Origin of the sequence: Spirosoma oryzae, from assembly GCF_003002825.1 — a bacterium.
Classification (GTDB): domain Bacteria; phylum Bacteroidota; class Bacteroidia; order Cytophagales; family Spirosomataceae; genus Spirosoma; species Spirosoma oryzae.
Map to the genome: position 1 here is coordinate 50,042 of NZ_PVTE01000005.1, position 17,868 is coordinate 67,909.

Here is a 17,868-nt window from a genome sequence, read left to right on the forward strand (position 1 = left end):
TTAGTGTTGGGCCGCAACCGCTTTCGGATTAACCAGTGCCTTAAATTGCAGGTCAGTCATCGACGGTTCGGTGTTGGCAAATATCGTAACCGTTTTGTTTTGTTCTCCGCTCTTACCCCGGCTGTTGAACCGGACGCGGATCGAGGAACTGGCACCGGGCGAAATAGGCTCGCGGGGCCACTCGGGCGTCGTACAGCCGCAGGACGCCGTAATGTTATTGATGATGAGCGGAAATTCACCCGTGTTCGTAAACGGGAACACGTGCTCGACGGTATCGCCCTCGGTCAGGGTACCAAAATCAAAAACCCCTTTTTGAGCGAACGAAATTTTGGGCATCTTTCCCGAAACGCTGGCCTGCGCTTTTTCGGCCTGCTGCCGATTGTCGCAACTGCCCAACCCGAAACCCAGTCCGGCAACGGCCAGTATAAAAACCCAGTTTGGTACGCACATTGGCAATGATACGGATAGGATGTAAGAGAGCCGGACGCAAACGTCCGGCTCCCGGTCAATCAGGCGTTTTGCTGTTTGATCTGTGCCATCAGCCGGTCGACGTCAGCCAACAGGCGCTCGGCTTTTTCGCGGGCATCGGTGACCACCCGCTCGCCTTCGTTGCGCGAATCGTTGGCTGGTTGCTCGCTGGCGTGCAACAGATCGTTGATCATCAGTTCAATCTGTTCCCGGTATTTCGACAGCCGGTAGGTCAGTCGATCGCGGGTTACTTTACCCTGGTCTGGAGCGTACAGAAGGCCGACGGCAGTGCCGACAGCCGCCCCAATGACGAGGAACGTTAAGTCGCGGCTTACTTTGCTCATTGGTTAAGAGTTTTTGCGGTTATTGATCGCAGTAGCGTTGGATAAACGAACGGCCTACCCAAAACTGACACGCCAACCGGCAGAACTAACAAACTATTTATTGTCCAGCAATCCCCGTCCGCTCTTGCGCAGGCGACCCGACGCCATGAGCTTTTCGGATAGATTATCCAGAATTCCGTTGACAAACTTACCGCTTTTGGGCGTACTGTACGCTTTGGCCAATTCGATATATTCGTTGATCGTGACCTTGACGGGAATGTTCGGAAAACTAAGCAGTTCGCAGACAGCCAGTTTCAGGATGATCCGGTCGAGTATCGCTACCCGTTCAACGTCCCAGTTCTGCAATTGTTCGGCCAATAGCTGCTCGTAGTCGTCGTCGTTTTGCAGCGATTGCTGGTAGAGTGTCGTCAGGAATAGTTCGTCTTCTTCCCAGTCGTCGGTGAGTGGTTCGAGTTGCAGGCCAGTAACACTCTGCGCTGATTTTAGCGTCCGAATGGCCAGTCCCCGCACTACTTCGCTGTTTTCGGCCCAGCTCAGATCGATTTCGGCCAGATGGTCGCGGATAATCTCGTGTTTGAAGATCAGCGTCCGCAGCACGTATTGTATCAGAGCCTGATCTTCGTCGGGGGTATGCGTCCGCTGTGCGCAGTAGGCCCGATAGGTTTCGTCGTTTTTGAAAACTTCCTTCAGCGCCTTCCGAACGAAGGCCATGTCGTCGGTCCACGAAATGCTGTGCCGAACGGCTTCATCCTGTAACGGCTGATGCGCGGCCAACGCCTGCACGATGCTGTTCTCGCTAAAGTCTGATTCGAAAGGAAATGGTGCTTCGTCGACGTCGCGGTACCGGCGATCGCGGTCCGTACGGGACGCCTGCCCCAGGGCCACGAGCAAGGTCATGACGCGCAGGTAATCGTCATAAATGCCGTTTACTTGCCGGATCATAAGCTGAGCCAGGTGCTGACGGTCTTTTTGCGTACGAATGCGGTAGAAAACAAGGCCGTCGTTGGCGGCTTTCAGCACGGCTGAGGGCGCGTCGTCGTCCCGTGCCGGCTGATTGGTCTTAATCGCTTCGTCGAAGAGGAGCGTAGCCAGTTGGCGATTTCCTTCGAGCTGCCGCTTATCCTGCGGGAGCATTGAGTTAAGGTCGGGTAGGAACAAGTCAGCAATACCGTCGTGGGCCAATTGCTGATTGGAAAATTCGGCCTGTCGAAGCGCATACAACGCCTGCATGACCTTGATTCGGAGTAGTCGCCGATTAAGCATACCGCCAGAAGAGATTAAGCACCAATAAAGTAAAGAACGGCTGTTTCAAACCACAAATTTACGAAATTATGGACAGGATTACAGGATTGACCGGATTTTAGTCGCAGGTATCATGCCGGTTTACAGCCTGTCAGTATTCGCTATCAATGTCAGCAAGCGGAGAGGGAGTGGTCATTTTAGCGTCAATCCAGCAACTGGCTACAAAAAATCCTGTCAATCCCGCAATCCTGTCCATCCCCTTATCTGCAACTTTTCGCCGGGGGGTGGGGTTAAAAACCTGACGCGAACCGGTTTCCTGTGAAAGCTCTTTCTTACCTCAACAAATACCTCCTCAAGTATAAATGGTACCTGATCTGGGGCACGGTCTTTACGGCCATCTCCAACCTGTTCGGGATTTTTCCTGCCCAGCTTGTTCGGTATGCCCTCGACCTGGTTCGCGAAACGCTCGACATCTATCACCTCTACGATGGTATGCCGGTGCAGACATCGCTCTACAACGTCTTTGCGTTCAGTCTGTTGCTATTCGCGGGTGGTACGCTGGTGCTGGCGCTGCTGAAAGGGTTTTTCCTGTTCCTGGTCCGGCAGACGCTTATCGTGATGTCGCGGCACATCGAATACGACCTCAAAAACGAGATTTACGACCACTACCAGACGCTACCGCTGAGCTTTTACCGGCAGCACAATACCGGTGATTTGATGGCGCGTATTTCGGAAGACGTTAGCAAAGTGCGGATGTACGTCGGGCCAAGTATCATGTACGGCGTCAACCTGATTGTGCTGTTCATACTGGTCATCACATACATGGTCAGCATCAACGCCCGGCTGTCGGCGTATGTGCTCCTGCCGTTGCCGATTCTGTCGGTGCTGATCTACCTGGTCAACAACATTATTATTCGTAAATCGGAAGAGATCCAGCGTAGCCTGTCGCAGATGTCGACGTACGTGCAGGAAGCCTTTTCGGGCATCCGGGTACTGAAAGCATTCGTGCAGGAAAAACAGTCGGCAGCCCGTTTCGAGACGGAAAGCGACCGGTACCGGGAGAAGTCACTGAGCCTGACAAAAGTCGACTCGCTGTTCTTCCCCATCGTGGCCATTCTGGTCGGCCTGAGCAACATTCTGGTCGTGTACATCGGTGGACAGGAAATTATCGCCGGTCGACTGACGCCGGGTAACATCACCGAGTTTATCCTGTATGTCAATATGCTGACCTGGCCGGTGATGGCCTTGGGCTGGACGACAAGTCAGACGCAACGGGCGGCTGCGTCGCAGGCCCGCATCAACGAGTTTCTGAACATCAAGACGAACATCGTATCGGCGAAAGACGTTAACCGAACGATTCAGGGCGAAATCGAATTCCGCAACGTCCGGTTCGTGTACCCCGATTCGGGTATCGTCGCGCTGCACGATTTTTCCATGCATGTGAAGGCCGGCGAAACCGTTGCCATCCTGGGTACAACCGGTTCCGGAAAAACGACGCTGGCTAACCTGCTGACCCGTATGTACGACGTGTCATCGGGTGAAATTCGGATCGACAACACCCCCATCGTTGATTACAACCTGACCTCGTTACGGAGTCAGATGGGGTATGTGCCGCAGGATGTTTTCCTGTTCTCGGAAACGATCAGCAACAATGTCCGTTTTGGTCGCCCGGACCTGCCGCAGGCGCGTGTCGAACAGGCCGTGCGCGACGCTGATCTGTACCAGAACGTGATCGATTTTCCGGAAGGTTTCGATACAGCCGTGGGTGAACGGGGCGTCACGCTGTCGGGTGGACAGAAACAGCGACTCAGCATTGCCCGCGCCATCGCCCGTGACCCGCGCATTCTGATTCTGGACGACTGTCTGTCGGCGGTCGATACCAACACGGAGAACATCATTCTGAACAACTTGCGCCGGATCATGGCCGATCGCACGTCGGTAATCATCTCGCACCGCGTATCATCGGCCAAACTTGCTGATTACATTATCATGCTCGATGAGGGAACAATCGTCGAAGAGGGCACGCAGGCTGAACTGATGGCCCGCAACGGGGCTTTCCGCGAACTCTACGAGAAGCAGTTGCAGACAGAAGAGGTGTAACTTTTTATAGACCACCGCATATAACATATAAATGGTGGGAAGACCGGATGGTTTTAGTCGAAAACCATCCGGTCTGTGTAGAGACGCAAGATCTTGCGTCTCTACTCTACGTCATGCGACAGCCTGTTACATAAACAGACCAATCTCATTGATTCGCTCATGGTGCCAATTGGCAGGATTTTGAGCAATGTAATGTCGAATACGGCTCAATTCGTCTGCATTGCGAACGACTCGGTCATGGTAACGAGATTGCCAACCAAAGTCGATTCCTAACCGGCTGGCAAATGTTGTTACGCCGATTTTGTAGCCCCGGATGATAGCTGCCAGATTCCTGCTCTGCGGACCAAACGTATTGGGCTGCCAGTCATGATCGTCCGATCGGTCAATGCATAGCAGACCATGAATGTGGTTCGGCATAACCTGAAATTCATCAAGCAACATGAACGGATAATGGTGAGGAATCGCCAGCCAGCAATCGATAGCTTGCTGGCCAATAGGTGTCGTTTGTAGAGACGCGATATCTTGCGTTTCTATAATTTCGCCGAAAAAGCATTCTTTCTGCCGAGTACAGATCGTTACGAAATAGATGCCGTTTGCGCTGTAGTCGTAGCCCGCAAGTCGAGCCGAGCTAATACGATATTTGTTTCTGTAGTGTGTCTCGCTCATTGGTGTGGGGGGTAATCGATAAATAACGAATTACAGTGTCGAGACGAGATAATAAGCGCTTAGTTACGTATATAAAACCATCCGGTTTGTGTAGAGACGCAAGATCTTGCGTCTCTACGGGACGCGTCAGCCAGCACGCGTCAACTATACCTAATACCCCCTAAATCGAGTTGGGTTTGAGGAAACTACGCGGGGGCCGTTTACGTTGTTTTTTAGAATAAGCCAACCCCAACGCGTGACGACAGAAGAAACGACTCAACTGAACGATATTGACCTGACAGGCTACGAGCAAATCGAAGTGCTGGGGGCTCGCGAACATAACTTAAAGAACATTGACGTAACGATTCCCCGCAACAAGCTGGTGGTCGTTACGGGGATCAGCGGGAGCGGCAAATCGTCGCTGGCGTTCGATACCATTTACGCCGAAGGCCAACGCCGGTACATGGAAAGCTTTTCGGCTTACGCCCGCTCATTCATCGGCGATATGGAACGGCCCGATGTCGACAAGATCAACGGCCTGAGTCCGGTGATTTCGATCGAGCAGAAGACGACTTCGAAAAACCCGCGTTCGACGGTCGGTACGACTACCGAGATATACGATTTCCTGCGACTACTCTACGCCCGCGCTGGCGAAGCGTTTTCGTACATAACCGGCCGGAAGATGGAGCGGCAGTCGCAGGATCAGATCATCGACACGATTCTGGACCAGTACGCCGGGCAGAAACTCACCCTGCTGGCACCGGTCATCAAAGGGCGTAAGGGGCACTACCGCGAACTGTTTGTGCAGATCGCCAAGATGGGGTATACCAAAGTGCGTGTCGACGGAACGGTACAGGACATCGTACCGAAAATGCAGCTCGACCGCTACAAAATCCACGACATTGAAATTGTCATCGACCGGATCGTTCCGAAAGCGGAAGACAGGTATCGGCTGAGTCAGTCGGTGCAGACGGCGCTGAAGCAGGGCAAAGGGGCCATGCAGATGCTCGACGGCAGTGGTCAGCTGGTGTACTTCTCGCAGAACCTGATGGACCCGGAGTCGGGTATCAGCTACGACGAGCCTTCGCCAAACTCCTTTTCGTTCAACTCGCCCTATGGTGCCTGTCCGGTTTGCAACGGGCTAGGCGTGATCGAAGAAATCACGGAAGAGTCGGTTATTCCCGATAAATCACTGAGCGTGAGCCGGGGGGCGATTGCCCCGCTGGGCGAATACCGCGAGCTGTGGATATTCAAGGAAATTGAAGCGATTCTGAAGAAGTACAAGTTGAGCCTGAGTACGCCCGTCAGCAAGTACCCCGACGATCTGCTGTATGCGTTGATGTACGGTACGGAAGCGGACACGGTCGACCCATCGAAGAAGAAGTACGAGGCCGATCATTTCAACTTCAAATTCGAGGGCATTGTCAACTTTCTGAAGCGGCAGCAGGAAAACTCCACCGACAAGATTCAGGAGTGGATCAAAGATTTCATGGTCGTCAAGACCTGTCCGGAATGCCACGGTGCCCGGCTGAAGAAGGAGTCGCTATTTTTCAAAATCGACCAGAAAAACATCTCCGAACTGGCCCGCATGGACATTTCGGAACTGACCGCCTGGTTCGATGGACTGGAAGGTCGCATGAGCGACCGGCAAAACGTCATCGGCAAAGAGATCCTGAAAGAAATTCGCAAGCGCATCGGCTTTCTGGTCGACATCGGGCTGGATTACCTGACGCTCGACCGGTCGTTGCGTACATTGTCGGGTGGTGAAGCGCAGCGGATACGACTGGCCACGCAGATCGGTACGCAGCTTGTCGGGGTGTTGTACATCATGGATGAGCCGAGTATTGGTCTGCATCAGCGCGATAACGTGAAGCTGATCGACTCGCTGAAAAACCTGCGTGATCTGGGCAACACCGTGTTGGTCGTGGAGCACGATAAGGACATGATGCTTGAGTCCGACTTTATTCTCGACATCGGCCCCGGAGCCGGTCGACATGGCGGGCAGGTTGTTGGCATCGGTACGCCCGACGAATTTATTCAGAACGGCAGCACAACCGCCGACTACCTGAGCGGACGTCGGGCTATTGCTGTGCCGACCGAACGGCGGAAAGGTAACGGCAAGTTTCTGCTGATCAAAAACGCGACGGGGCACAACCTGAAAAACGTGACGCTGAAGCTGCCGCTTGGCCGGATGATTAGCATTACGGGAGTATCGGGTAGTGGAAAGTCGTCGCTGATTCACGAGACGCTGTTTCCTATTCTGAACCGTCATTTCTACAAGTCGAAACGGGAGCCCCTGGCGTTCAAAACCGTCGACGGGCTGGAGCATCTGGACAAGGTAATCGAGGTCGATCAGTCGCCGATCGGTCGGACGCCCCGCTCGAATCCGGCTACGTACACGGGGATGTTCTCTGACATTCGCACGCTGTTTGCCGAGTTACCGGAAGCCAAAATCCGGGGCTACAAACCCGGTCGGTTCTCGTTCAACGTGAAAGGCGGCCGGTGCGAAGACTGCGAAGGCGCCGGCATGAAGAAAGTCGAGATGGAATTCCTGCCCGACGTACACGTGTTGTGCGAAACCTGCAAGGGTAAGCGGTTCAACCGCGAAACGCTGGAGGTACGTTTCAAAGGCAAATCGATCGCCGACGTGCTCGACATGACCGTTGAACAAGGATTGGAGTTCTTCGCCAGTCAGCCGAAAATTCTGCGAAAAATTCAGACACTGAACGATGTTGGGTTGGGCTATATTACGCTGGGTCAACATGCCACGACGCTGTCAGGTGGCGAAGCGCAGCGGGTGAAACTGGCCGAAGAACTATCGAAGAAAGATACCGGTAAGACCCTGTACATTCTCGACGAACCAACGACTGGCCTGCACTTTCAGGACATCGCGCACTTGCTCGACGTGCTGAACAAACTCGCCGACAAAGGCAACACCGTCCTGATCATCGAGCACAATCTTGACGTAATCAAAGTCTCCGACCACGTCATCGACCTCGGGCCGGAGGGTGGTAATAAAGGTGGCCAAATTATCGCCGAAGGAACACCCGAAAAAGTCGCCGAAGCGAAAGGTAGCTACACCGGTAAGTTCCTGAAGATGGAGTTACAGGCCAGCTAATAAAAAGTGATTTTAGGTGTAGAAAGCGCCCGATTCGAAAGGATTGGGCGTTTTTGTTGTTTCTCGTGCATATTGACAGGACACAAAAGCTATCTTCGTTTTGATTAACTAACCTGATTGATACGGTTCATGCGTAGCCCATTTTTTTACGTCGTTTTGCTGGTACTGGTCGTTCTGGACGGCTGGCTGTTGGCGCACCCCAACCTGATTGGCCGGGCGGGCGTTTTCTTTTTTGACTATACCTATCTCGAAACATTCCCAAAAGCCCTTGGAACGGTTGCCGTTGTGGCCGGACTGGCGCTACTGATCGCGGGCCTGGCCCGGCAACTTGGACAGGCGATTGGCATTGGTCTGGTCGTAGCCTTGCTGGCCCTGTCCGGGTACTGGCTTATCGACAGTTTCACCACGTATAATGCTGGGGTGTACAAATTAACCGGCGCGGGTTTCCGGGCGGGGGCAATTCTGTTGCCGGGCATCTGCTTCCTGATTTTTGGCGAGAAACTGCTCACGCTTATTCAGGGTAAGTCCGCGCGCTGATGAACTACCTGCTACTTTGCTTCGGGCTGTGGTTCGCTACGGCGGCTAACGCGCAGACGGTTTATCTGCTTAAGCCCGACCGCGTATTCGACGGCGAAACGATGCATGACGGGTGGGTTGTGCGGGTCAATGGCGATAAGATTGATGCCGTCGGACCAGCCGCCAACGTGTCGGCGACTGGTGCGGAGGTGGTCGAACTGGCTGGACAAACCCTGATGCCGGGACTGATCGAAGGCCATTCACACCTGTTTCTGCATCCGTACAATGAAACGCCCTGGGATGACCAGGTCCTGCGCGAAGCCCGGTCGCTACGGACGGCGCGGGCGACGAACCACGCCCGAAAGACACTGCTGGCGGGCTTTACAACCGTGCGTGATCTGGGTACGGAAGGGGCTGAGTATGACGATGTTGGTCTGAAACAGGCCATCAATCAGGGTATTATTCCGGGACCACGCATGGTGATCGTGACCAAAGCCCTGATCGCGACGGGTAGTTACGGCCCGAAAAGCCCGAGTCCGGATAGTCAGTTTCCGCAGGGAGCCGAAGAAGCCGACGGGCACGACGCACTGATTCGGGCGGTACGGTCGCAGATCGGTAAGGGAGCCGATGCCATCAAAATCTACGCTGATTACCGGTGGGGCTTGATGGCCGAAGCCCGCCCGACGTTTACGCTGGATGAGATCAAACTCATTGTTGAGGTAGCCAAAAGCAGTGGTCGGGCAGTGGTAGCACACGCCAGTACCGCCGAGGGAATGCGCCGGGCTATTCTGGGTGGTTGCGAAACCATTGAACATGGCGACGCCGGAACGCCAGAGATCTTTGCGTTGATGAAGCAACACGGCACTGCGCTTTGCCCGACACTGGCCGCTGGTGATGCGGTTAGTCAGTATCGGGGCTGGAAAAAAGGACAGGAGCCTGAACCCAATCGTATTCGGGAAAAGCGGGTGACGTTCAAACAGGCGCTCGACGCGGGCGTCACGATTTGCGCCGGGGGCGACGTAGGCGTATTCAGCCACGGCGACAACGCCCGCGAACTACTGATGATGGTCGACTACGGGATGAAGCCGCTGGCTGTACTGCGCGCTGCCACATCCATAAATGCGGATGTATTCCATTTGGCCGACCGGGGGCGCGTTAAAGCGGGGCTGTTGGCCGACCTTGTCGGCGTACAGGGTAATCCGTTGACGGATATCGGTGCACTGCGGCAGGTGCAACTCGTAATCAAAGGCGGGACGCGCTACAAGCCGTAAAAACTTAAATGTGTAACGACCGGTTAGTATCCTGTTAAGGAATCGCTTTTTTATGACGATTTCGACTGACGTTTGGGTTTTTGGGCTAATTTCGCCCCGCTACCCCCGTTGGGCCGCTAATCCTTTTCTACTGAATATATTACCCTGATTCTCTGTATGGCAAACACTGCTGAACTAACCGTCGATGGCAAATCATACTCGTTTCCAACGCTGGAAGGAAGCGAACAGGAAAAAGCGTTCGACATTTCAAATCTGCGCGATCAAACGGGCTACGTAACGCTGGATCGGGGTTATAAAAATACAGGTGCTACGAAAAGCGCCATTACATTTCTCGACGGTGAAGAGGGTATTTTACGCTACCGGGGTTACTCGATCGAAGAGTTGGCATCAAAGGCATCTTTCCTAGAGGTAGCGTATCTGTTGATCTACGGTGAACTGCCTACGAAAGAGCAGTTTACGCAGTTTGAAAGCGCGATCCGGAGTCATACGATGGTTAACGAAGATATGCGTAAGATCTTCGATGGCTTTCCCGTCAACGCCCACCCCATGTGCGTACTGGCGTCGCTGGTCAGTGCCATGAGCGGTTTTTACCCGGAGTCGTACGAAGGCAACGGCGATGAAAATCTGGACATCGTTCGGTTGATGGCCAAGCTGCCAACCATCGCAACGTGGTCGTACAAGCGGTCGCAGGGGCACCCGCTCAACTACCCAAAGAATAAGCTGGGCTACATCGAGAACTTCCTGCAAATGATGTTCGCCCTGCCGGTGGAAGACTATACCGTCGATCCGGTAGTCGCTGAAGCCTTGAATATTCTGCTGATTCTTCACGCCGACCACGAGCAAAACTGTTCGACCTCAACGGTACGACTGGTAGGTTCGTCGCAGGCGAATCTGTACGCGTCGATTTCGGCGGGTATCAGTGCCTTGTGGGGACCGCTGCACGGTGGTGCCAACCAGGAAGTGATCGAGATGCTCGAAGAGATAAAAGCGGGTGGTGGCGATGTAGCCAAATACGTCGACATGGCAAAGAACGCTAAAACGACGGGTTTCCGCCTGTTTGGCTTCGGGCACCGCGTTTACAAGAACTTCGACCCACGGGCCAAAATTATCAAGAAAGCAGCCGACGATGTGCTGAGCAAACTCGGTGTCAACGATCCCGTTCTGGAAATTGCGAAGGGATTGGAAGAGGCCGCACTGAACGACGAATACTTCGTGTCGCGCAAGCTGTACCCGAACGTCGACTTCTACTCGGGGATTATCTACCGGGCGCTGGGTATTCCGACCAACATGTTCACGGTTATGTTCGCCATTGGCCGTTTGCCGGGCTGGATTGCCCAGTGGAAAGAAATGCGCGAGACGAAGGAGCCAATCGGCCGTCCGCGTCAGATTTACACCGGCTCAACCCTGCGCGAATTCGTGCCGATGGAAAACCGGTAATTAGACCGATACATCAGTTGAAAACACAACGCCCCCGACCTGCACAGGTCGGGGGCGTTGTGTTTGTTAGAAGGTCAGGAAGCCCGCTCCCAGGGCACCTAGCAGAAAGAATATGGCGGTAAGGCCATACATCATGCTCAGCAGGAAAAACTTCACAATTGTCTTACCCCACGACTGTCCGTAAACGCGCTTGATCGACAGCAGAAAATAAAACCAGCTAATCCAGAATGTCCAGGCTAAAACAGACGAAATAAGCGTAGGCTTGGCAAAAAACGTGATGCCTATCGCAATCGAAAAAAGCAGGAACAATACCGTGTGAATATGCACGGAGAAGATCAGGTGCTCGTAGTAGAACCGGCCGCGCCGGAAATAGAAGAGCAGCAACAGTACGGCCACGAACGGCATAAGCACGAACATGACGATGGAAAGGTTCTTGGTAACGGCATGTAATAATTCGTGGGTATTCTCGCCGTTACTCAGATGCGAAAACTTGCTTTGCTGCCGGTACAGCTTTCGGGTAAGCCAACCTGGGTTGCTGCCTTCGGCCCGAATAAGCGAATCGATCTGTTGGTCCGGCATATGACTAAGCTGCTCCTCATACGCTTCCCGCTCCTCACTCGTCTTGAATTTCCGTTTGCCGAATAGCTGGTCCAAACCCGTCGATACGCGTGGGGTATCCGGTACAAGTTCGATCAGCGCGCGAAGCTTCTGCCGGGTAGAGTCATTAACGGCAACGTTCGCTTTTGTCAGCATCGAATCTAACTGGGCTGGTTTGAGCCGCTTCAGGCGACTGGATAGGTCAGTCAGGCCCCGCTCATTTAGGGGAATCTTGAGGTCGAGCCTGCGCCCTAATTTCCCGGCTTTAAGACTATCCAACGACTGATCGTCGTCAATCAGATCCTGCATATCAATTTTTACGATGTCGCTACGCTTCAACTCATGGATAGATTCCTCTAGCTGATGGTCGGCGAACTTGCCAATCAGAAAGAAGAAAATAACGCTGACGAACACGTAAAGCCGGGCAGGTGGCACGTAGCGGGCGCGTTTCCCCTCCAGAAACTCAGCTGTCATTTTACCGGGGCGCGTGAAAATGGCTTTCAGCGAATTCCAGAGCTTGTTATCGAAGTGCGTAATGCTCTCGACAAACTCATAGCCAATATGACTAAGTGGTAGTTTAACTTCGTGATTCTCCTGACCGCAGTTGGGGCAAAAGTTAGTGTCGTGTCCGAGATGGGTACCGCAATTGGGACAAACGTCGAGTTTGTGGTGAGCAGACATGCAGTCAGTAGTCGTTAGCAGGCGGGAGCGAAAACACAAAAATAAAAAAAGAGGTGGCCGGACAATGCCAGCCACCTCTCAGTATGCAAAAGATAAATAAGGCTTAATCGTCGATTTCGCCTTCGTCGTCATCTTCGGTCGCTGCCAGAACCGGGTCGAGCAGCGCGTTCTGATCTTCCGAAATCTTGGTCCGGATCTTCGTTTCCAGTTCAGCCATCAGTTCCGGATTGTCAAGCAGCAGTTCCTTCACGGCGTCGCGGCCCTGTGCCAGCCGGCTGGTACCATACGAGAACCACGAGCCTGACTTCTTCACAATCTCCATTTCGACAGCCAGATCAAGGATCTCACCTACTTTGGAAACCCCCTGACCGTACATGATGTCGAACTCAACGACTTTAAACGGAGCCGCCAGTTTGTTCTTCACCACTTTCACTTTCGTGCGGTTACCGATCACATTGTCGGCCCCTTCTTTGATCTGCCCGATCCGGCGAATGTCCAGACGAACCGAGGAGTAGAACTTCAGCGCGTTACCACCGGTAGTCGTTTCGGGGTTACCGAACATGACACCGATTTTCTCGCGAAGCTGGTTGATGAAAATACAGCAGCAGCCCGTTTTGTTGATCGTACCGGTCAGCTTCCGCAATGCCTGCGACATCAGGCGAGCCTGTAAACCCATTTTGCTCTCACCCATTTCGCCTTCGATTTCGGCTTTCGGTACGAGGGCTGCAACGGAGTCGATAACGATAATGTCGATGGCACCCGAGCTGATGAGGTGCTCGGCAATTTCAAGCGCCTGCTCACCATTGTCAGGCTGCGAGATCAGGAGGTTCTTGGTATCAATGCCCAGCTTCTCCGCGTATACGCGATCGAATGCGTGTTCGGCGTCGATGAAAGCCGCCAGACCACCGTTTTTCTGTGCTTCCGCAATGCAGTGCATGGTCAGCGTGGTTTTACCCGACGATTCAGGTCCGTAGATTTCAACGATCCGACCGCGAGGTACACCACCAATACCCAATGCAAGGTCAAGGCCCAGCGAACCTGTCGAGATTACCGGAACATCGACCACCTTGCTCTCGCTCAACCGCATTACGGTACCTTTACCGAAGGCTTTGTCGAGCTTCTCAATGGTCGTTTGCAGCGCTTTTAGTTTACTGTCATTAGCAGATGCTGTGGCTTGCGCCGTATCTGATTTCGCCATGTTGGGATGGTTGTTTTTAAACAGATAAAATTAACCAGAAACGACCAGAAAATCAAGCCTTTTTTTAAAAGAAAACGGGGGTTTGAGTTCTATTTTCTGTATCGAAAAAATATAACTTAACTGATTGACTAACAGGGTATTGTTGCTATAAAAATGGGTTGCCTGCAAGTCGTCTGAGAAGTAGCTGACGTTACAACCAAAAAAGCGGGCGATTCCACCTAGAGTCGCCCGCTTTTTTGCATTATTTGGTAGTCCTCCGGCTATCACTTACAGTACCGAATCGGGTACCGTCTGCTGCTGCGTTGGTTGTTGCTGACCCGGCTGCTGCGAATAGTTCTGCTGAGGGTAACCCTGCTGCTGTTGTGGGTAATTTTGCTGACCAGGGTAACCGTAAGCACCCGGTGGCGGGCTGACCGCTTCGACGTTGGTAATGTAATATTTGGTTTCGCCGTTCCAGGGTAACCGAAGCATTTTTTCTTCGTAATGCAGGGTCACCCGTTGGCCAGTCTTGACCGCATCCGTAATCTGCTTGGCGACATTATCGTCTTTCACTGAGAAGTCGAAAAACTGGGGGGTCAGCGAGCCGGTTTCACCCGAGAAACCGCCGACGTTCAGTACACCCTCGTAGGTTTTGAAGATGTAGCCCCGACGGCTGAATTTAGACACGGTGCCAGCTCGTTCGCCGTCGCTGAAACTCCAGCCGGTGAGCACGTACAGGATGCCGAGAACGACAAACAGGAAAAGTAGGAAGTACAGTAATCCGCGCATGAATGTGGTTGTTTGGTTGCGGTTGATACGCTCAAATAGACGATTGGTTTGGTAATGCGTCAACAGATAGCAACGGTAACCCCGATAAAATGTTTGCGTATACGGGTCGGATGGGCACGTTTCAGCCTTATTTGGCCCGAATCGCAATGACCGGATTAAGCCGGGAAGCCGAAAACGCCGGGATAATGCCAGACAGAATACCGATAACACTGGACACGCCCAGTCCCAGCAGGATGTTGCTCGTGGTGAGCTGTAAGTCCAGCGTGCCGAACGGAATCAGCGACAACAGATAGACGAGCACAATACCACCCAAACCACCAACGAGACTGAGTAGCACGGCTTCGAACAGAAACTGAAACAGGATGAAATAATTCTTGGCACCCAGCGACTTCTGAATGCCAATGATGTTGGTGCGCTCCTTTACCGACACGAACATAATGTTGGCAATGCCAAAGCCACCGATCAGGATGGAAAAGCCACCGATAACCCAGCCTGCCAGCGTCAGGACGGTGAAAATGGCGCTGACGAACTTGACGGCTGCTTCGGGTCGGTTGATGGCGAAATTGTCGTCCTGCGTCGGCCGTAACCCGCGCCGGGCACGGAGTAGCCCCTGCACTTCGCTTTCGAGTTCGAGCAGTCCTTCATCACCTTCGTAACCCTTGATCGCTACGTCGAAGGTAGGAACGCCCGAGTTGAAGAGTTTCGAAAAGATCAGGTAGGGAATGATGCATTTGATATCGGGTTGATTACCGCCCACGCTGACCAGGCTCTTACCTTTTAGCTCCTGTACGCCGATCACCAGGAAGTTCATGCCACCGATCTTGATGGTTTTACCAACGGCTTCCTGCCCGTTGAACAGGTCGTCGGCAACGGTCGCGCCAATGATCGTTACCGGCCGACCGACGGCCATTTCCTGCGGAGTGAAGTACCGCCCGCTGGCAATCGTTACGTCGGAAATCTGATTGTAATCGTAAGTGGTGCCTTGTACCTGCGACGATGTGCTGTTGTTGCCGTATTTGACAACGGTTCGCTTGAAGTCCAGAATCGCCATTGCCTGCGCATTCTCAAGCTGATCGTTCAGATACCGGAATTCACTGTATTTGGTCTCGGGCCGCTGAAAGTATTTCCACCACTGGTATTCGCCCCCAAACGACCACGGCCATTTGCTGAGGTAGACCACGCGGTCGCCGACAAACGACAGGCTGGTTTTTACGTTACGTTCGAGCGAATCGACTAACGTAAAGACGGCGATGATGGCGAAGATTCCGATCGTTACGCCCAGCAGTGAGAGCAGTGTACGCAGCAGATTCGAGCGTAGCGCCTGCCACGCAAACCGAAAACTTTCCAGAATCTGACGTAGAAAAGACATGCTATCGATGGGGTATACGAGTCAAACAAAGAAACAAACAAACGCGTTGCGGCCCAATGCGTTTTCGATAAGCCTGGCCGGTAATCGGATAGGCGGTCGATAGAATATACGGTTGTGGGAAGTGCAGGCAAACTTGCCTTTTCGTAGTTTAGGGTTTCTAACAACCTGTACTACCTACGATTTTATGAAAAAACTGTATCAGTATGCTGCCTGTCTGCTCATCGGCGGGCTCGTGGCTACGGCCTGCAAAACCACAAAGTCGCCCAGTGGTCAGGCGGGTGGCGTTCGGCAGGGGCAGGGCGTTTACCAGTATCGGGAAGAAGACCCGCTGACGAAGCCGTTCTACTCGGATCGGAAGGGCGTAATCGGGCGCAATGGCATGGTCGCGTCGGCGCATCCCGAAGCGTCTCAGGTCGGACTGACTATTTTGCAGGCTGGCGGTAACGCTGTCGACGCGGCTGTAGCGGTACAATTCGCCCTGGCGGTTGTCTATCCAAACGCCGGGAATGTCGGTGGCGGTGGGTTCATGGTGTATCGCGACCGTTCTGGAAAAGCGTACAGCCTTGATTACCGGGAAAAAGCCCCTGGTCGGTCGACGGCCAACATGTATCTCGACTCGGCCGGTAACGTACGACCCGGCCTGAGTACAAGCGGGCATCTGGCAAGTGGCGTACCGGGTTCGGTCGATGGGATGGTCGAAGCACACAAGCGGTTCGGCAAGCTGACATGGGCGCAGGTGTTGCAGCCCGCTATCGATCTGGCCACTAACGGCTACGCGCTGACCGAGCGGGATGCGACGGGGCTAAACCGCATTCGGAAGGAGTTACAGACAATCAACCCCGGTAAAGCGTACTTTCTGAAAAGCACGACCGACACGTCGAGCCGCTGGAAACAGGGCGACAAACTCGTTCAGGCCGATCTGGCCCGAACACTACAGCGTATTCAGCAGCAGGGACGGGCGGGTTTTTACGAAGGCGAAACGGCGCGGCTGCTCACCGACGAGATGAAGCGGGGCGGTGGTATCATTAGCGAGGAAGATCTGAAAAATTACCATGCTGTCTGGCGCGACCCATTGCAGGCAACCTATAAGGAGTACAACGTAATTACGATGCCGCCGACTTCCAGCGGTGGCGTGGCTCTGATTCAACTGATGCGTCTGTCAGAGCAGTATCCGCTGCGCCGGTGGGGCTGGAACCGCGACAGTACGGTACAGGTAATGATCGAAGCCGAACGACGCGTGTATGCCGATCGGGCCAAGTTTCTGGGCGACCCCGACTTCCTCAAAATTCCCGTTGCGCAACTAATCGACCCGGCATATCTGCGGAGCCGCTGGCAGGATTTTTCGTTTGCTCACGCTACGGATAGCCGAAACGTCCGGGGAGGAACGCTACCCGGCTACGAGAGTCTGGAAACGACCCATTTCTCAATTGTCGATAAGGAGGGCAACGCGGTCAGTATCACCACGACACTCAACGGGGGCTACGGTAGCCGCGTGGTCATCGGCGGGGCCGGGTTCTTTATGAACAATGAGATGGATGACTTCAGTGTAAAGCCCGGTGTGCCGAATATGTTTGGCTTGACTGGTAATCAGGCCAACGCCATTGCGCCCAACAAGCGGATGCTGTCGTCGATGACACCGACGATCCTGGAAAAAGACGGGAAGCTGTTTATGGTTGTCGGTACGCCCGGCGGCTCGACGATTATCACGTCGGTATACCAGACGATCCTGAACGTGATCGAGCACGGAATGACCATGCAGCAATCCGTCAACGCGCTGAAGTTTCACCATCAGTGGTTACCCGACAAGACGATCTTCGAACAGGGGGCTTTCACCGAGCCAACCACGCAGACGCTCATCAGCCGAGGGTACATCCTCGAACGGCTTACCAATACGCTCGGTCGCATGGATTGCGTACTGGTCCGCCCGGACGGTTCCTACGAAGGAGCCTCCGACCCCCGCGCTGATAACACAGCAAGAGGGTATTAGAAAGGTAGAAGAAAGAGAAAAGAGATAAGAAGAAAGACGATTAAAGGCTTGATCGTGCGATGCAAATAAAGTCCACTGATTTCACGATCGATCTTTTCGAGGACCTAACTTATGATCCCCAATCAGC

At 53.5% G+C, this 17,868-nt stretch carries 14 protein-coding genes; 6 read left to right on the forward strand and 8 right to left on the reverse strand.

Annotation, left to right across the window (positions count from 1 at the left end):
* The 3 genes from CLV58_RS06830 to nusB form a co-directional block, all read right to left on the reverse strand.
* Entirely contained in the window at window positions 1-450 is a 450-nt protein-coding gene (locus tag CLV58_RS06830; RefSeq protein ID WP_106137050.1) for a DUF1573 domain-containing protein, read from the reverse strand.
* A 59-nt stretch (window positions 451-509) separates the two neighbouring features.
* Window positions 510-812: a YtxH domain-containing protein gene (locus CLV58_RS06835; RefSeq protein WP_106137051.1), complete on the reverse strand. Its 303-nt coding sequence runs from the start codon at window positions 810-812 to the stop codon at window positions 510-512.
* A 93-nt stretch (window positions 813-905) separates the two neighbouring features.
* Window positions 906-2,042: a transcription antitermination factor NusB gene (nusB, locus tag CLV58_RS06840; protein WP_106137052.1), complete on the reverse strand. Its 1,137-nt coding sequence runs from the start codon at window positions 2,040-2,042 to the stop codon at window positions 906-908.
* Between the two features lie 330 nt (window positions 2,043-2,372).
* Between nusB and CLV58_RS06845 the strand changes: the two genes are divergently transcribed.
* On the forward strand, window positions 2,373-4,154 hold the full coding sequence (locus CLV58_RS06845; protein WP_106137053.1) for an ABC transporter ATP-binding protein: 1,782 nt from the start codon (window positions 2,373-2,375) through the stop codon (window positions 4,152-4,154).
* 126 nt (window positions 4,155-4,280) lie between these two features.
* On the opposite strand, the gene CLV58_RS06850 is transcribed toward CLV58_RS06845, so the two are convergent.
* Window positions 4,281-4,820, reverse strand: a complete 540-nt coding sequence (locus CLV58_RS06850; RefSeq protein ID WP_211300823.1) for a transposase — start codon at window positions 4,818-4,820, stop codon at window positions 4,281-4,283.
* Between the two features lie 235 nt (window positions 4,821-5,055).
* Here CLV58_RS06850 and uvrA point away from each other — a divergent pair, with 235 nt between their 5' ends.
* The 4 genes from uvrA to CLV58_RS06870 all read left to right on the forward strand — a co-directional run bounded on the left by uvrA (window position 5,056) and on the right by CLV58_RS06870 (window position 11,141).
* On the forward strand, window positions 5,056-7,917 hold the full coding sequence (uvrA, locus tag CLV58_RS06855) for an excinuclease ABC subunit UvrA (RefSeq protein WP_106137054.1): 2,862 nt from the start codon (window positions 5,056-5,058) through the stop codon (window positions 7,915-7,917).
* A gap of 129 nt (window positions 7,918-8,046) precedes the next feature.
* Window positions 8,047-8,454 carry a hypothetical protein gene (locus CLV58_RS06860; protein WP_106137055.1) on the forward strand — a complete coding sequence of 136 codons (408 nt, stop codon included), beginning with the start codon at window positions 8,047-8,049 and terminating at the stop codon, window positions 8,452-8,454.
* Window positions 8,454-9,704 (forward strand): metal-dependent hydrolase family protein, encoded by a 1,251-nt coding sequence (locus CLV58_RS06865; RefSeq protein WP_106137056.1) that lies wholly within the window; start codon window positions 8,454-8,456, stop codon window positions 9,702-9,704. Before CLV58_RS06860 ends, CLV58_RS06865 begins: the two co-directional genes overlap by 1 nt.
* Before the next feature lie 156 nt (window positions 9,705-9,860).
* Entirely contained in the window at window positions 9,861-11,141 is a 1,281-nt protein-coding gene (locus tag CLV58_RS06870; protein WP_106137057.1) for a citrate synthase, read from the forward strand.
* A gap of 66 nt (window positions 11,142-11,207) precedes the next feature.
* Here CLV58_RS06870 and CLV58_RS06875 read toward each other — a convergent pair whose 3' ends face one another.
* The 4 genes from CLV58_RS06875 to CLV58_RS06890 all read right to left on the reverse strand — a co-directional run bounded on the left by CLV58_RS06875 (window position 11,208) and on the right by CLV58_RS06890 (window position 15,754).
* Window positions 11,208-12,419, reverse strand: coding sequence for a DUF3667 domain-containing protein (locus tag CLV58_RS06875; protein ID WP_106137058.1), 1,212 nt, complete (start codon window positions 12,417-12,419; stop codon window positions 11,208-11,210).
* Window positions 12,420-12,522: 103 nt separating this feature from the next.
* Entirely contained in the window at window positions 12,523-13,617 is a 1,095-nt protein-coding gene (gene recA, locus CLV58_RS06880) for a recombinase RecA (RefSeq protein WP_106137059.1), read from the reverse strand.
* Window positions 13,618-13,884: 267 nt separating this feature from the next.
* Window positions 13,885-14,385, reverse strand: coding sequence for a hypothetical protein (locus tag CLV58_RS06885; protein WP_106137060.1), 501 nt, complete (start codon window positions 14,383-14,385; stop codon window positions 13,885-13,887).
* Between the two features lie 127 nt (window positions 14,386-14,512).
* On the reverse strand, window positions 14,513-15,754 hold the full coding sequence (locus tag CLV58_RS06890) for an ABC transporter permease (RefSeq protein WP_106137061.1): 1,242 nt from the start codon (window positions 15,752-15,754) through the stop codon (window positions 14,513-14,515).
* 184 nt (window positions 15,755-15,938) lie between these two features.
* On the opposite strand from CLV58_RS06890, the gene ggt reads away from it, so the two are divergent.
* Window positions 15,939-17,741: a gamma-glutamyltransferase gene (ggt, locus tag CLV58_RS06895; RefSeq protein ID WP_106137062.1), complete on the forward strand. Its 1,803-nt coding sequence runs from the start codon at window positions 15,939-15,941 to the stop codon at window positions 17,739-17,741.
* The last annotated feature ends 127 nt before the right edge of the window (window positions 17,742-17,868 follow it).

What these genes read in the sequence shown, in the direction of transcription:
- CLV58_RS06835 (WP_106137051.1), bottom strand. Translation starts at nt 812, where the DNA reads ATGAGCAAAGTAAGCCGCGACTTAACGTTCCTCGTCATTGGGGCGGCT.
- CLV58_RS06890 (WP_106137061.1), bottom strand. Translation starts at nt 15,754, where the DNA reads ATGTCTTTTCTACGTCAGATTCTGGAAAGTTTTCGGTTTGCGTGGCAG.
- CLV58_RS06875 (WP_106137058.1), bottom strand. Translation starts at nt 12,419, where the DNA reads ATGTCTGCTCACCACAAACTCGACGTTTGTCCCAATTGCGGTACCCAT.
- CLV58_RS06870 (WP_106137057.1), top strand. Translation starts at nt 9,861, where the DNA reads ATGGCAAACACTGCTGAACTAACCGTCGATGGCAAATCATACTCGTTT.
- CLV58_RS06885 (WP_106137060.1), bottom strand. Translation starts at nt 14,385, where the DNA reads ATGCGCGGATTACTGTACTTCCTACTTTTCCTGTTTGTCGTTCTCGGC.
- CLV58_RS06860 (WP_106137055.1), top strand. Translation starts at nt 8,047, where the DNA reads ATGCGTAGCCCATTTTTTTACGTCGTTTTGCTGGTACTGGTCGTTCTG.
- CLV58_RS06830 (WP_106137050.1), bottom strand. Translation starts at nt 450, where the DNA reads ATGTGCGTACCAAACTGGGTTTTTATACTGGCCGTTGCCGGACTGGGT.
- ggt (WP_106137062.1), top strand. Translation starts at nt 15,939, where the DNA reads ATGAAAAAACTGTATCAGTATGCTGCCTGTCTGCTCATCGGCGGGCTC.
- recA (WP_106137059.1), bottom strand. Translation starts at nt 13,617, where the DNA reads ATGGCGAAATCAGATACGGCGCAAGCCACAGCATCTGCTAATGACAGT.
- nusB (WP_106137052.1), bottom strand. Translation starts at nt 2,042, where the DNA reads ATGCAGGCGTTGTATGCGCTTCGACAGGCCGAATTTTCCAATCAGCAA.
- CLV58_RS06865 (WP_106137056.1), top strand. Translation starts at nt 8,454, where the DNA reads ATGAACTACCTGCTACTTTGCTTCGGGCTGTGGTTCGCTACGGCGGCT.
- CLV58_RS06850 (WP_211300823.1), bottom strand. Translation starts at nt 4,820, where the DNA reads ATGAGCGAGACACACTACAGAAACAAATATCGTATTAGCTCGGCTCGA.